16 protein-coding genes are annotated in these 15,172 nt (G+C 41.2%); all 16 read left to right on the top strand.

The features are described from left to right. Positions 1-11: 11 nt before the first annotated feature. Positions 12-863, top strand: a complete 852-nt coding sequence (gene cdaA / locus HSISS3_RS05660) for a diadenylate cyclase CdaA (protein ID WP_021152019.1) — start codon at positions 12-14, stop codon at positions 861-863. Beyond that, entirely contained in the window at positions 860-1,825 is a 966-nt protein-coding gene (locus HSISS3_RS05655; RefSeq protein WP_021152018.1) for a CdaR family protein, read from the top strand. Before cdaA ends, HSISS3_RS05655 begins: the two co-directional genes overlap by 4 nt. Positions 1,826-2,050: 225 nt before the next feature. Beyond that, positions 2,051-3,403 carry a phosphoglucosamine mutase gene (gene glmM, locus HSISS3_RS05650; protein ID WP_021152017.1) on the top strand — a complete coding sequence of 451 codons (1,353 nt, stop codon included), beginning with the start codon at positions 2,051-2,053 and terminating at the stop codon, positions 3,401-3,403. Positions 3,404-3,405: 2 nt separating this feature from the next. After that, entirely contained in the window at positions 3,406-3,846 is a 441-nt protein-coding gene (locus HSISS3_RS05645; RefSeq protein ID WP_021152016.1) for a GtrA family protein, read from the top strand. 96 nt (positions 3,847-3,942) lie between these two features. Then, positions 3,943-4,629, top strand: coding sequence for a tRNA (adenine(22)-N(1))-methyltransferase (locus HSISS3_RS05640; protein ID WP_021152015.1), 687 nt, complete (start codon positions 3,943-3,945; stop codon positions 4,627-4,629). After that, positions 4,619-5,407, top strand: coding sequence for a Nif3-like dinuclear metal center hexameric protein (locus HSISS3_RS05635; RefSeq protein ID WP_021152014.1), 789 nt, complete (start codon positions 4,619-4,621; stop codon positions 5,405-5,407). The genes HSISS3_RS05640 and HSISS3_RS05635 overlap by 11 nt, the downstream gene beginning before the upstream one ends. Before the next feature lie 12 nt (positions 5,408-5,419). Continuing rightward, positions 5,420-6,247: a ZIP family metal transporter gene (locus tag HSISS3_RS05630; protein ID WP_021152013.1), complete on the top strand. Its 828-nt coding sequence runs from the start codon at positions 5,420-5,422 to the stop codon at positions 6,245-6,247. Between the two features lie 66 nt (positions 6,248-6,313). Next, positions 6,314-7,402, top strand: a complete 1,089-nt coding sequence (locus HSISS3_RS05625) for an NAD(P)/FAD-dependent oxidoreductase (protein ID WP_021152012.1) — start codon at positions 6,314-6,316, stop codon at positions 7,400-7,402. 201 nt (positions 7,403-7,603) lie between these two features. After that, positions 7,604-8,473, top strand: a complete 870-nt coding sequence (gene rfbA, locus HSISS3_RS05620) for a glucose-1-phosphate thymidylyltransferase RfbA (protein WP_002888905.1) — start codon at positions 7,604-7,606, stop codon at positions 8,471-8,473. Then, entirely contained in the window at positions 8,473-9,066 is a 594-nt protein-coding gene (locus tag HSISS3_RS05615; RefSeq protein ID WP_002888906.1) for a dTDP-4-dehydrorhamnose 3,5-epimerase family protein, read from the top strand. The genes rfbA and HSISS3_RS05615 overlap by 1 nt, the downstream gene beginning before the upstream one ends. A 202-nt stretch (positions 9,067-9,268) precedes the next feature. Then, complete coding sequence (gene rfbB / locus HSISS3_RS05610; RefSeq protein WP_002884100.1) at positions 9,269-10,315, top strand: dTDP-glucose 4,6-dehydratase; 1,047 nt, start codon at positions 9,269-9,271, stop codon at positions 10,313-10,315. A gap of 64 nt (positions 10,316-10,379) precedes the next feature. Then, positions 10,380-11,462 (top strand): hypothetical protein, encoded by a 1,083-nt coding sequence (locus HSISS3_RS05605; RefSeq protein WP_021145572.1) that lies wholly within the window; start codon positions 10,380-10,382, stop codon positions 11,460-11,462. Between the two features lie 206 nt (positions 11,463-11,668). After that, positions 11,669-12,409, top strand: a complete 741-nt coding sequence (locus HSISS3_RS05600) for a hypothetical protein (RefSeq protein WP_042766994.1) — start codon at positions 11,669-11,671, stop codon at positions 12,407-12,409. Positions 12,410-12,504: 95 nt separating this feature from the next. After that, complete coding sequence (gene hemW / locus HSISS3_RS05595) at positions 12,505-13,641, top strand: radical SAM family heme chaperone HemW (protein ID WP_021145570.1); 1,137 nt, start codon at positions 12,505-12,507, stop codon at positions 13,639-13,641. After that, positions 13,642-14,385, top strand: a complete 744-nt coding sequence (locus tag HSISS3_RS05590) for an acyl-ACP thioesterase domain-containing protein (RefSeq protein ID WP_021145569.1) — start codon at positions 13,642-13,644, stop codon at positions 14,383-14,385. Position 14,386: 1 nt separating this feature from the next. Continuing rightward, the gene (locus HSISS3_RS05585) at positions 14,387-15,160 is read left to right on the top strand and encodes a TIGR01457 family HAD-type hydrolase (RefSeq protein ID WP_021145568.1); all 774 of its coding nucleotides are present in this window, start codon (positions 14,387-14,389) and stop codon (positions 15,158-15,160) included. The last annotated feature ends 12 nt before the right edge of the window (positions 15,161-15,172 follow it).

Below are 15,172 nucleotides of genomic sequence, written 5' to 3'. Positions count from 1 at the left end.
GTGTGATATGTATGGGTATACTGTCGTCCATTGATATTGATTTTTGGCGGTCACTCTTTGATAGTCCGTTGAAAGTTATCGTCAATAGTTTGGACATATTGATTGTTGCTTTTTTAATTTACCGCTTTATTAGGGCCCTGAGGGGAACCAAAATCATGACCCTAGTTCAAGGGGTAGTCTTATTTATTTTTGTAAAATTTATTTCTGATTTTATAGGCTTCACAACGATTTCTTATTTGATGAATCAGGTCATCAACTATGGTGCCATTGCGGCGGTTGTAATCTTTGCGCCAGAGCTTCGTTCTGCACTTGAAACCTTTGGACGTACGCCTCAGCATTTTTTGCAAAATAAAGAAGTGAGTTCAGATGAGAAACTGGTTCAAGCTTTTGTTAAAGCCGCTAAGTACATGAGTCCTCGTAAGATTGGAGCCCTCGTCTCTATTGAACAGACGCAAACTCTGCAAGAACAAATTGTGACAGGAATTCCGCTTGATGCAGTTGTAACAGGGGAACTGTTGATTAATATTTTTATCCCTAATACACCGCTGCATGATGGGGCAGTTATCATCAGAGATAATAAGGTTGCGACAGCTTGTTCTTATCTACCGCTTTCGGAATCTAATAAAATTTCTAAGGAATTCGGAACACGTCACAGGGCCGCTATTGGTCTTTCAGAGCAAACAGATGCTCTTACCTTTGTCGTATCTGAAGAAACAGGTGCGATTTCCATTGCTTATAAGGGCAATTTCTTGCATGGACTGTCCATTCAAGAGTTTGAGCAAGAGTTGAGTCTTATTTTGTTGAAAGAGCAAGAACCTCGTCAGTCATTCTTCCAACGTTGGATGGGAGGTAGCAAAAAATGAAACGCATTGTCCGTGTATTAAAAAATGATCGTTGGTGGCAAATACTAGTTGCGCTCTTCTTTGCGGTTACGCTATTCGTCACGGCTTGGTCTGGTAATACGCAAAATAAAAGTAATAGCTCAAGTGCTTCGAATACCTTCACGCAAACAGTAGAATCTGTTCCTGTAGATATTAAGTACGACAGTGATAATTACTTTATCAGTGGTTATTCTTATGACGCTGAGGTTTATTTGACCGCGACTACTCAGTTGGCTTTGACGACTGAAGCAACAAGCGATACGCGCCATTTTAAGTTAGTTGCAGATTTGTCAAATCTTGGCCAAGGGACAAGCCGAGTTCCTATTCAGGTTAAGAATTTACCAGCTGGAATGTCTGCCCAAGTATCGCCATCGACCTTGACAGCAACCATTGGTAAAAAAGCTAGCAAGACATTTGATGTGGTTGCAAATATCACACCAGATAAGTTGGCTAATGGCTACGAAGTGAAAAAGGTTAGCTTGGATGAAACCAAGGTAGAGGTGACATCAAGTGAAGATATCATCAATCAAATTGACCACGTTCAAGCAGTTTTGGAAGGCAGTGCCAACTTGTCTGATGATTATGATGGCAACTTATTGTTGCAAGCCGTTTCAGCTAATGGGACAGTCTTGGCTAGCTCGATTTCTCCAGCTAAGGTTCATGCCAAAATTGCTTTGAGAAAATTGAGCAAGTCTGTCCCTGTTAAAGTAGAGTTGACTGGAGATAAGGCTAGCAATGTGTCTAGTATCAGTTATAGTTTTGATCGAGGCCATGTGACTATTGTTGGTAGTCAGGAAGCTATGGATAAGATTGATAGCATCACTGTTCCAGTAGATATTAGTCATGTGACCAAGGATACTACACAAACGCTCAAGCTTTCGGCCGATGGTGTGACAGTGCAACCAAATACGGTTAAAGTTAATTTGAAGGTCAGCCAAAAATAGAGAATGGCTATTTTCCAAGTTTATGTAAGATAGATAAAATGGAGAAGGCTTAATCTGGGGAAATTGGCGCAATAGCCAAAAAAGTTATACAAGAAGGGTTGAAAATATCGGTGAAATCAGATAAAGTTAAACTATCTAGGTAGATTTCACTAGATTACTTTTGCTCTTGTTAGACAGCATCACAGTTTAAGGAGGATTTAGTGCTGGGGCACTAAAAATAAAATTATGGGTAAATATTTTGGAACAGACGGTGTTCGTGGAGAAGCTAATGTTGAGCTCACGCCTGAATTGGCCTTTAAATTAGGTCGCTTCGGTGGTTATGTGCTTAGCCAACACGAAACTGGCCGTCCTAAGGTCTTTGTGGCACGTGATACACGTATTTCAGGGGAAATGTTAGAATCAGCTTTGGTGGCAGGTCTTTTATCAGTAGGTATCGAAGTCTACAAACTTGGGGTACTTGCGACTCCAGGTGTTTCATACTTGGTACGTACGGAAAATGCCAGTGCTGGTGTTATGATTTCAGCCAGCCATAATCCAGCTCTTGATAATGGTATTAAGTTCTTTGGGGGAGATGGTTTTAAATTGGATGATGCGCGTGAAGCGGAAATTGAAGCCCTTCTTGATGCAGCAGAGGATACTCTTCCACGTCCATCAGCTGAGGGTCTTGGAACACTTGTAGATTATCCAGAAGGTCTTCGCAAGTATGAAAAATTCTTGGTGGCAACAGGTGTTGATCTTGGTGGACTGAAGGTTGCCTTGGACACTGCTAATGGTGCAGCTGCTGTGTCAGCTCGTAATGTTTTCCTTGATTTGAATGCCGATATTACGGTTATCGGGGATCAACCAGATGGTCTTAACATCAATGCTGGAGTGGGTTCAACACATCCAGAGCAATTGCAAGCCTTGGTTAAAGAAAGTGGTTCAGCCATTGGTCTTGCCTTTGATGGTGATAGTGACCGTCTCATCGCTGTTGATGAAAATGGTAATATTGTTGATGGCGACAAGGTCATGTACATTATCGGTAAACACTTGTCTGAAAAAGGTGAGTTGGCTAAAAATACAATTGTGACAACTGTTATGTCAAACCTTGGTTTCCACAAGGCACTTGATCGTGAGGGAATTAACAAGGTCGTGACTGCCGTTGGTGACCGTTATGTTGTTGAAGAAATGCGTAAAAATGGCTATAACCTTGGTGGTGAACAGTCTGGTCACGTTATTATCATGGATTACAATACAACTGGTGATGGTCAATTGACAGCTATTCAATTGACTAAAGTCATGATTGAAACAGGTAAGAGCTTGTCTGAATTAGCATCAGAAGTGACGATCTACCCTCAAAAACTGGTTAATATCCGTGTGGAAAATAGCATGAAAACTAAAGCCATGGAAGTTCCTGCGATTGCAGCTATCATTGAAAAAATGGAAGCTGAGATGGCTGGGAACGGTCGTATCTTGGTTCGCCCTAGTGGTACAGAACCTCTCCTTCGTGTTATGGCAGAGGCACCAACAGATGATGAAGTGAATTACTATGTTGACACTATTGCGGATGTCGTCCGTGAGGAAATTGGGTTGGACTAAATATGATTAGTAAGCTTAAAGCTTTTATGGCCACAGAAGTTTTTAAATACCTTTTCTTTGGTGTTTTGGCGACTGTAGTTTATATGGTTAGTCGTACCTTGATTTTCGCTGTGAGTCAACAAGGTACCCTATCAGCAGTTTTGGCAAATGCCATTGCCATCGTTTTTGCTTTCTTCACGAATGATGTTTTTGTGTTCAGTCAAGCAAAAGCTGGTATGGCTACACGCTTTGTTAAATTTGTGGGAGCTCGTCTCTTAACCTTAGTTCTTGATTTGGCTCTCGCCTATTTCTTGGTAGATACCTATCCAGAGATTATCGGTCAATTTGTTGGTCATAGTCATGCTTGGGTAAATGGAATTGAAAGCTTATTCTCACAAGTTTTGATTATTGTTCTTAACTACGTTATTTCAAAATTCTTTGTCTTTACTGGAGACAAGACATAAGATACAAGGAAGTTGCTAGGAAATGTGTTAAAAGCATTTCTTACCAACCTCCTTTTTTGATATAATGAAGAGACTTTAAAAATAGAAAGATGAAAGATGTACGTACAATTATCTCAACGCCTTAAGGACGTAGCAACCTTCGTCCCTAAAGACGCAAAACTTTTAGATGTAGGTAGTGACCACGCCTACCTCCCTATTTATTTACTTGAAAAGGGCTTGATTCACTCAGCTATTACTGGTGAAGTGGTGAAAGGCCCTTATGAATCTGCTCTTACTAATGTCTCAGCTTCTGGTTTCAAAGATAAGATTGACGTGCGCTTGGCTAACGGCTTGGCAGCTTTTGAACCTTCTGATGCTGTCACAACTATCACGATTTGTGGTATGGGGGGACGTTTGATTGCGGATATTCTTGATTCTGGTAAGGATAAACTTAAAGGTGTGGAACGTCTGATTCTGCAACCCAATAATCGTGAAGACGACCTTCGTATTTGGTTGATGGAAAATGGTTTTGTCATTGTCGCAGAAGCCATCATGACCGAAAATGGCAAATACTACGAAATTATGGTGGCTGAGGCTGGTCAAATGACTCTATCAGATAAAGAGGCTCGCTTTGGACCTCATCTCATGAAAGATCAGTCTCAGGTCTTCCAGCTCAAATGGCAACGTGAAATCAATAAATTAGAGATTGCTTTAGGATCCATTCCTTTAGCCAACCAGGCTGATCGTTTATTTGTCGAAGAGAAAATCCAAACCATTAAGGAGGTTTTGAACCATGTTAGCTAGTGAACTTATCAAGTCTTATGAAAGCTTTTGTCCACAGGAACTTTCCATGGAAGGTGATGTGGTTGGTTTGCAGATTGGCAGTCTGGACAGAGAGATTCAGAAGGTCATGGTTACCTTGGATGTTCGTGAGAATACAGTAGCCGAAGCTATTGAAAAAGGTGTGGACCTCATCATTGCCAAACATGCCCCTATTTTCCGTCCGGTTAAGGATTTGGTGTCTTCGCCTGACCGTGATATTTTGCTGGACCTGGTTAAGCATGATATTGCAGTCTATGTGAGCCATACCAATATTGATGTGGTGGATGATGGTCTCAATGATTGGTTTTGTGGCTTACTTGATATTAAGAAGACCACTTATTTGACGGAGACTGCTGACAATCAAGGAATCGGTCGAGTGGGTGATATTGTGCCACAAACCATTGAAGAACTTGCTCTTAATGTCAAGTCTGTTTTTGGCTTAGATAGTATTCGCCTGGTTCGTTATAATCATGAAAATCCTCTTGTTAACCGTGTGGCTATTTGTGGTGGTAGCGGTCAAGGATTTTACAAGGATGCTTTGACAAAGGGCGCACAAGTCTTTATCACGGGTGATATTTATTACCATACTGGTCAGGAAATGATTACCAATGGCCTCTTGGCAATTGATCCTGGTCACCATATTGAAGCTCTCTTTATCGCAAAGATTGCTGAGAAACTTGAGGCTTGGAAGCTTGAGAAGGGCTGGAATGTGACAATTCTTGAAAGTCAGTCGTCAACTAATCCCTTTGACCATCTCTAGGAGGATCTATCTGTGACTTGGCTTTTACATCAACATGTGGTCTTGTTGGCCTTACTTGCTGGTCTTTTCACTTGGGGTTGTACCATTGTCGGCTCGGCTATTGTTTTCTTTTTTAAGCATATTAGCCGTAAATTGTTAGATATCATGATGGGCTTTGCGGCTGGAGTCATGATTGCGGCCTCTTTCTGGTCACTCTTGGACCCTTCTTTAGCTTATGTAAGTCAAAATGGTTATGGTAAATGGTCTTGGTTTCCAGCAGCTGCTGGCTTCTTACTTGGTGGTGTTGCCCTTCGTTTGATCGATGCTGTCGTCCCTCACTTGCATTTGGGGAATGATATTTCAAAAGCAGAAGGAATCCAACCTCGTAAGAAGAAATTGTCCAAGACAGCCCTACTCTTTTTGGCTATTACCATTCATAACTTTCCAGAAGGATTAGCAGTCGGTGTGACTTTCGGAGCCTTGGCTGGTGGCAATATGACATTCGCGGGTCTTATGGGAGCCATTGGTCTAGCTATAGGGATTGGTTTGCAGAATGTCCCTGAAGGTGCAGCCCTTTCTATCCCAATTCGAGCAGATGGAAAATCTCGACTTAAGGCCTTTTATTGGGGGTCTATGTCAGCTATCGTTGAGCCTATAGGTGCAGTTATGGGTGCCGCTCTTGTCATGTGGATGATGGCAATCATCCCTTACGCTTTGGCCTTTGCGGCTGGTGCCATGATCTTTGTAGTAACGGAAGAATTGATTCCTGAATCACAGACTAATGGTAATACTGATGTAGCAACCTTGGGCCTTATGGTTGGCTTTGTTGTCATGATGGTCATGGATGTGGCCTTGGGCTAAAAAAATACTAAAGAGCTGTGCCTATGTGTATAGGACTCAGCTCTTTTCAAATAGATGGAGTAAAAAATGAAGATTGCAATTGTTGGCGCAGGCATCGTCGGTTCAACGGCTGCCTATTACTTGTCAAAGGAAAAAGAAGTAGAAGTTACTGTTTTTGACCATGGTCTTGGACAGGCAACCAAGGCAGCAGCAGGAATTATTAGTCCCTGGTTTTCCAAGCGTCGTAATAAGGCCTGGTATCGCATGGCTAGACTGGGAGCTGATTTTTACCAAGAGTTAGTTTCAGATCTTGAAAATGATGGTTATGACACGAGCTTCTATGATCAGTCTGGTGTGGCCCTTCTTAAGAAAGACGATAGTAAATTAGATGGTCTGTATGAGCATGCTGAGACGAGGCTAGAAGAATCACCCATTATTGGTGAACTCTCTATTAAAAATGCGAGTACCCTTCCTGAATTCACTGGCTTTAACCGTTATCTCTATGCCTCTGGGGGAGCCAGAGTCGAAGGTGCAGAACTGACAGCTACTTTGATTAAGGCTTCTGGTTTTGAAAAGTTAGAAGGTCAAGTGACACTCTCTCCTCTTGACGATGGTACTTATGAGATTGATGGTCAAACTTTCGATAAGGTCATTCTCGCTTGTGGTGCCTGGCTAGGTCAAACGCTTGAACCCCTTGGTTTTGAAGTGGATGTTCGTCCTCAAAAAGGTCAGTTACGAGACTATTTCTTTAAGGGCATGGATACTGGTAAATTACCAGTTCTGATGCCAGAGGGCGAATTAGATGTCATTCCATTTGCGGGTGGAAAGATTTCGGTAGGTGCTAGTCATGAAAATGATCAAGGCTTTGATTTGACAGTTGATGAAGCTGTTTTAGAAGTTCTGGAGGAGGAGGCTAAGACCTATTTCCCTGACTTAAGTACTGCCAAGTCCTTCTCGGAACGTGTGGGAACGAGAGCCTACACGAGTGACTTCTCACCTTTCTTTGGAGAAGTTCCAGAGCTTAAAAACGTCTTCGTTGCTTCAGGTCTAGGTTCCTCTGGTCTTACAACAGGGCCACTGATTGGAAAAAATCTGGTTGATTTGGTCATGAACCGACCTGGTAACTTGGACAGTGCAGATTATCCAGTCGCTAATTACATTAAGAAACAGGATTAAGACTAGTTATCCTTCCCAAAATATTCAGAATCAGTTAGCTTTCTCTTACTATAGAGAAACGTTGGCTGATTCTTTTTCATTAAGAAAATAAACAGCTTTGATTTTCTTAATGAAAGCTTAATAGCTCTGGCTTTGTCGTGACAAGGGGGCTGAAAAATGCTAAAATAAAGGTAATATATTAGAGAAAAAAGGAGCCTTCTTATGAAAGGTATTATTCTTGCAGGCGGTTCAGGGACACGTTTGTATCCATTGACACGTGCTGCATCAAAACAACTGATGCCGATTTATGATAAACCAATGATTTACTACCCATTGTCAACGCTCATGTTGGCTGGAATCAAGGAAATCCTCATCATCTCAACACCACAGGACCTTCCACGGTTTGAAGAGCTCCTCGGTGACGGTTCAGAGTTTGGTATTTCACTATCATACGCTGTGCAACCAAGTCCAGATGGATTGGCGCAGGCCTTTATTATTGGTGAAGACTTCATCGGTGATGACAGCGTTGCCTTAGTCCTTGGTGACAATATTTTCCATGGCAATGGCCTTTCTGCCATGCTTCAACGAGCTGAAGCTAAGGAAAAAGGTGCAACAGTCTTTGGTTACCAAGTTAAGGACCCAGAACGTTTTGGTGTGGTGGAGTTTGATGATGATATGAACGCTATTTCCATCGAAGAAAAGCCAGAGCATCCAAAATCAAACTTTGCTGTAACTGGTCTTTATTTCTATGACAATGATGTCGTGGACATTGCTAAAAACATCAAACCAAGTCCTCGTGGAGAGCTTGAAATCACTGATGTTAACAAGGCTTACTTGGATCGCGGGGACCTCTCTGTTGAGCTGATGGGACGTGGTTTTGCTTGGTTGGATACAGGCACTCACGAAAGTCTCTTGCAAGCGGCGCAGTACATTGAAACGGTTCAGCGTTTGCAAAATGTTCAAGTGGCTAACCTTGAAGAAATTGCCTATCGTATGGGCTACATCACTAAAGAGCAGGTCCTCGAATTGGCACAACCACTTAAAAAGAATGAATACGGACAATATTTGCTCCGTTTGATTGGAGAAGCATAATGACAGAACAATTTTTTGGAAAAGAACTTGCAGCACACAAGATTGATGCTATCCCAGGCATGATTGAATTTGACATCCCAGTGCATGGTGATAACCGAGGCTGGTTCAAGGAAAACTTCCAAAAGGAAAAGATGTTGCCACTTGGTTTTCCAGAATCATTCTTTGCTGAAGGCAAATTGCAAAATAACGTTTCCTTCTCCCGTAAAAATGTTTTGCGTGGCTTGCATGCTGAGCCATGGGACAAATACATCTCAGTAGCAGATGAAGGAAAGGTCCTTGGAACTTGGGTTGACCTCCGTGAGGGCGAAACCTTTGGAAATACCTACCAAACAGTGATTGATGCCTCAAAAGGAATTTTCGTTCCTCGTGGTGTTGCCAATGGTTTCCAAGTTTTGTCTGATAAGGTCGCCTACAGCTATCTTGTGAATGACTACTGGGCACTCGAACTTAAACCAAAATACGCCTTTGTCTACTACGCTGACCCTAGTCTTGATATCAAGTGGGAAAACTTGGAAGAAGCAGAAGTCTCAGAAGCAGACAAAAATCACCCATTGCTCAAAGACGTTAAACCACTCAAACCAGAGGATTTGTAAGAACGAAATTTGCACATCAGAATCGCAACTACAAGGAGCGCTATAAGATTGTTCCTGCCCTAGTGAAAACAAGATTCCCTTAGGGAACCTTGTAGGGAAATTCGGAGACTTCGGCTCCGAATTTAGCCATGAAACCGAAGGGTTGCTGGCGTCCTTCACTAGCTAAAGGAACGATTAAGGAACAAAGAAATTTGGAGAAAAAATGACTGAATACAAAAACATTATCGTAACCGGTGGTGCAGGTTTCATCGGTTCAAACTTCGTACACTATGTCTACAACAATCATCCAGACGTACATGTGACTGTCCTTGACAAACTCACTTACGCTGGTAACCGTGCTAACATTGAAGAAATCCTTGGTGACCGTGTTGAATTGGTTGTAGGGGACATTGCTGATGCTGAATTGGTTGATAAATTGGCTGCTAAGGCTGATGCTATTGTCCACTATGCGGCTGAAAGCCACAATGATAATTCATTGAACGACCCATCACCATTTATCCACACAAACTTCATTGGTACTTACACACTCTTGGAAGCTGCTCGTAAATACGATATTCGTTTCCACCACGTGTCAACAGACGAAGTTTATGGTGACCTTCCATTGCGTGAAGATCTTCCTGGACACGGTGAAGGTCCTGGTGAAAAATTCACAGCAGAAACAAAATACAACCCATCATCACCATACTCATCAACTAAGGCTGCTTCAGACCTTATCGTTAAAGCATGGGTGCGTTCATTTGGTGTTAAGGCAACTATTTCAAACTGCTCAAACAACTATGGACCATACCAACACATCGAAAAATTCATCCCACGTCAAATCACCAACATCTTGTCAGGGATTAAACCAAAACTTTATGGTGAAGGTAAAAATGTCCGTGACTGGATTCACACTAACGACCACTCAACTGGTGTTTGGGCTATCCTCACTAAAGGTCGTATCGGTGAAACTTACTTGATTGGTGCCGATGGTGAAAAGAACAACAAGGAAGTGCTCGAGCTTATCCTTGAAAAAATGGGGCAACCCAAAGATGCTTACGATCGTGTAACAGACCGTGCTGGTCATGATTTGCGTTACGCTATTGACTCAACAAAATTGCGTGAAGAACTTGGTTGGGAACCACAATTCACAAACTTTGAATCAGGTTTGGAAGAAACAATCAAGTGGTACACAGATCACCAAGACTGGTGGAAAGCCGAAAAAGAAGCTGTTGAAGCTAACTACGCTAAGACACAAGAAGTGCTTAAATAATTGGAAAATCTATCACTTCCAAGCTAGTGATAGATTTTTCTATTAAGAAATATTAGGAGAGATGATGAATAGAAAAGAATGGATTGAATATTTTGAAGCGATTAATAATCGTAAGCCCACTATTCAGGAGTGTCAGCAGGCCCTTCTAAATGGTGAATTTGTTATAGAAGGAAAACAAGCTACTTTTTCCAACAATGGAAATTCTGTGACTGAAGGAGCCATGCCCTTACCAAATCAAATGACTGGTCAAATGGTTAACCCAGCTTATTCACAACAAATGGTCTTTGTTAAGAAGAAAAAGTTTGGCAAGAAGACTTTTATTGGTCTTGGGATTGCTTTATTTCTTGTTGTAGCAACAAGTCTTGGCCTCTTTTTGTTTTCTTCCAAAGGAACAAACTTGGGTGGCTTGTGGGTAAATGGTAATAATGACGGGCTTGTTTATGATTTAAAAGAAAAGAATTCAAAACTTTTTACTGGCTATAGGGAAGATAATATTAAAGAAGTTACTCTCGGTAAGAAGGTTCGACAAGAGTTTGAAAGAAGCATAAAGGCGGTAAGTGATTCAAAACTAAAATCTATTGCTGATTTTGACAAGAAGTACCAATTTCATACAAAAGAGATCATACTGGTTAAGACTGAACGATATGGCTACTATAATCTGGTTCAGAAGGATGGAACAAATGTCATTTTAGACATAGGCTTATCAGAAGTATTTTCCCACGGATCAAACACTAAAGAATTTAAAAAGAGATGTCTTTTTTATAAGGCGGAGGTTCCAAAAGCCTTTGTTGGTAACTGGAAGAAATTTGATGAGGATGATGACGCCGAAGGAAAAGCTACTATCTCTGAAAATGGTGTTATATCTACAGATTCTGATGATACAGATATCTTAATTGCTAAACCTTTAAGAGAATATCTGGTGAACAAATCAGGTAAAGTAGATAATGATAAGGTGCAGAAAGCATTTGATAAAATACAGAAGTCTCTTAAGTCACATGGTTATCAGGCTAAGAGTGTTAATGATATCTACCACGATGAGAGAAGTTCCTACTATTTAGCAGTTGTAGATGGTGGCAAGCGCATTGTTATCTTAGAGGATAGCTATGGAGATCTCTATTCGGGTTATATCGAAAGAGAAGACAAATAGTAATTAGGATACCTCTAGCAGGTAAGAAGTACCTAAATAAGATGCAGAAGTCTATCATTCCTCTAGGAGTGATGGGCTTTTTTTACTTGTAAATACGACATTAACTTAAGACAAGGATACAAATAATGACATAAATGTTACAAAATTACAAACAATGCTTGATTTTTGTAACAAAATAGATATAATAGACATATAGAAAGAGGTTTATGAAAATGAAAGATAAAGTTATCCGTGTTTGTTCACTTGTTTTGCTGTCAGTAGCTGTTTCTGCAAGCCTTGTCGGATGTGGGTCTAAGTCAGAAAAAGACACCGCAGCATCATCTACAACGTCAACTTCTAAAGTTGTGAAGTCATCAGCAAAAACAAAAGCATCTGAGAAGAAATCTGCTAAAAAGTCTAAGACAGAGGATTCATCTTCAAAGGATTCTCAAGGTCAAGAAGAAGCGAGTACTCCTGAAGCTAGCTCTTCAAAAAATCAAGCTACAGCTGGAAATGATGCTCAAGGAGGAACAAGTGGTAGTGCTGCATCTGAGTCAAACAAGTCTAGTCAAACAACAAGGGATAGCCAAAGCGACGCTCCTGTTCCAGCAGCATTAGTGGGAACTTGGACTGGTACCAGTCCTCAAGCAACAGACATTAGTTTTACAGTTGATGCTGATGGGAACATCACTTCAAAAGCTAATTTCAATGTTGATTACGAACCTTACCGTCAAAGTTCAACGACTGCTAAAGCCGTCCAAATTTCTGGTAATCTCTACGTTTGGGAAGGTGGCGATTTTTCAACCTTGCTTCCTGGTATTACTGGACTAGGGGGAGCTGGTTTCCAAGCTAAGCCTGGTTTTATTCTTGAAAATGGAACCTACACGCCAGTCCAATTCATCTCTGATTTGGGACCAAGCTTTGATTATAGTAACTACAAAGCTTTCCCATTCTCATTAACAAAATAATAGGAAGAGGCTATCTGAAGAGATAGCTTCTTTTTTGCGTCAAACTCTTCTTTTTCAAGGTCTCATTTCTGCTTAAAAAATGGTAGAATAGTTACATGCAAACAAAACCAACGTCAGCCTATGTGCATATTCCATTTTGCACACAAATTTGTTATTATTGTGACTTTTCCAAGGTATTTATTAAAAATCAGCCCGTTGATGACTACCTACGGGCTTTGATTCGTGAGTGGGAGCTTTTAGATATCAAGGAACTTCGCACCCTTTACATTGGTGGTGGGACACCGACAGCTATTTCTGCCGAGCAATTGGACTATCTTTTAAGCAATCTTCAGAAGAACTTGGATTTGTCTAAGTTGGAGGAATTTACTATTGAGGCCAATCCTGGGGATTTGACGGTTGATAAGATTGAAGTACTCAAAAAATCTGCTGTTAATCGGGTGTCTCTAGGGGTTCAGACCTTTGATGACAAGCATTTGCGTCAAATTGGTCGCAGTCACAATCAAGCACAAATTTATGAAAGTATTGATAGTTTGAAGGCTGCTGGTTTTCATAATATTTCCATTGACCTCATTTATGCCCTACCTGGTCAAACCATGGATCAGGTTAAGGAAAATGTGAGAAAGGCTATAGAACTGGATATTCCACACCTAAGTCTCTACAGTTTGATCTTGGAACATCACACGGTCTTTATGAATAAGATGCGTCGGGGTAAGCTCAATCTGCCAACTGAGGATTTGGAAGCAGAGATGTTTGACTATATTATCCAAGAGTTGGAAAAAAATGGTTTTGAGCATTATGAGATTTCCAATTTTACCAAACCTGGGATGGAGAGTCGACATAATCTCATGTATTGGAATAATGATGAGTATTATGGTGTTGGTGCTGGGGCCTCTGGTTATGTCAATGGTGTCCGTTACCGTAATCGAGGGCCTATCCAGCATTACCTAAAGGCTATAGCAGAGGATGGGCATGCTAGACTTCACGAGGAGCATCTGACTAAGGCGGAGATGATGGAGGAGGAGTTCTTCCTTGGCTTACGGAAAAAATCAGGCGTATCTATCAAACGGTTTGAAGAGAAGTTTGGCTTATCATTTGCAGATACTTATGGGGACATTGTGGAAAAACTACAAGCAGATGGGCTTTTGGTTAAGGATCCAGATGTGGTTCGTATGACCAAACGGGGCCTCTTTCTGGGAGATAATGTCGCTGAGCAATTTATATTGGAGGATTAGATGGGATTAAAGTTTAGTATTCCTTATCAGATTCCGTTTTATGAGACGGATATTACACATCAGGTGAAATTACCACACTTATTGGCATTTTCCTTGCAAGTATCAGCCATGCAGTCTGAGTCTCTTGGTAATGCAGATGACGCAGTTTTTGAGCAATATGGTCTGGTTTGGATTGTGACAGATTATGCTATCGAAATTGACCGCCTGCCTCGCTACAATGAAAAAGTAACCATTACAACGGAAGCTATTTCCTATAATAAGATTTTCTGTTACCGTAATTTTTACATCACTGATGAAGCTGGTCAGCAAATCATGCTCTTTAAGACCACTTTTGCCCTCATGGATTATGAGACTCGTAAGGTAGCTGAGGTTCCAGACGAGTTGGTGGCGCCTTATGAAGCTGAAAAGACTAAAAAGTTGCTTCGAGGTCCTCGCTACAAGGTTTTGGAAAATCCCGTTGATACCTTATACCGTGTGCGCTATTTTGACTTAGACATGAATGGTCACGTTAACAATAGTAAGTATTTGGAGTGGATGTTGGATGTTTTCGATTTGGACTTTTTGACCAAGTACACGCCAGCCCACATTGATCTTAAGTATGTGAAAGAGATTCATCATGGGTCAGAAATTTATTCAGGTTACGAGTTTGACCAAGAAAGTTTGAGTAGTCAACATCAGATTTGTGTTGATGGCAATATTCATGCTCATGCCATCATCCAATGGAAGGAAATAGGAGACGAGTAAGATGACATATAAGGGTTATTTGATTGATTTAGATGGAACCATTTACAAGGGTAAGGACCGTATTCCTGAAGGGGAGGCTTTTGTTAAGGAATTGCAGAAGCGCCAGATTCCTTATCTTTTTGTAACTAATAACAGTATGCGTACACCAGAAATGGTCCAAGAACTTTTGCGTAATCAATGCGAATTAGAAACGCCTCTTGAAACTATTTATACAGCAACCTTGGCGACAGTTGACTACATGAACGATATGAATCGTGGCAAGACGGTTTATGTTATCGGTGAGACTGGGCTTAAATCTGCTATTGCGGAAGCGGGATATACGGTAGATGAGGAAAATCCTGCCTATGTTGTGGTGGGCTTGGATCGTGAAGTCACTTATGAAATGTTGGTTAAAGCAACGCTTGCCATCCACAAAGGGGCTATATTTATTGGAACTAACCCAGATTTGAATATCCCAACTGAACGTGGTCTTCTTCCAGGTGCTGGTTCCCTCTTAGCTCTTATCGAGGCGGCTACCCGTGTGAAACCAATCATTATTGGTAAGCCTAAAGCTATTATCATGAACAAGGCTCTTGAAATCCTTGGGACAGAACGTAGCCAAACTATCGTGGTTGGTGATAATTACTTGACTGATATTACAGCTGGCATTAAAAATGACTTTCCAACACTTCTTGTGACAACTGGATTTACCAAGGCAGAAGAGGTTGCGAATTTACCAGTAAAACCCGACCATGTACTTTCTAGTCTAGCGGAGTGGGATTTTGATGCGAACTAAGATTGAGGCTAT

Source organism: Streptococcus sp. HSISS3, from assembly GCF_000448605.1.
GTDB lineage: Bacteria > Bacillota > Bacilli > Lactobacillales > Streptococcaceae > Streptococcus > Streptococcus raffinosi.
The sequence above is the reverse complement of the archived record's forward strand: the minus strand, read 5'-3'. Positions and strand labels throughout refer to the sequence as shown.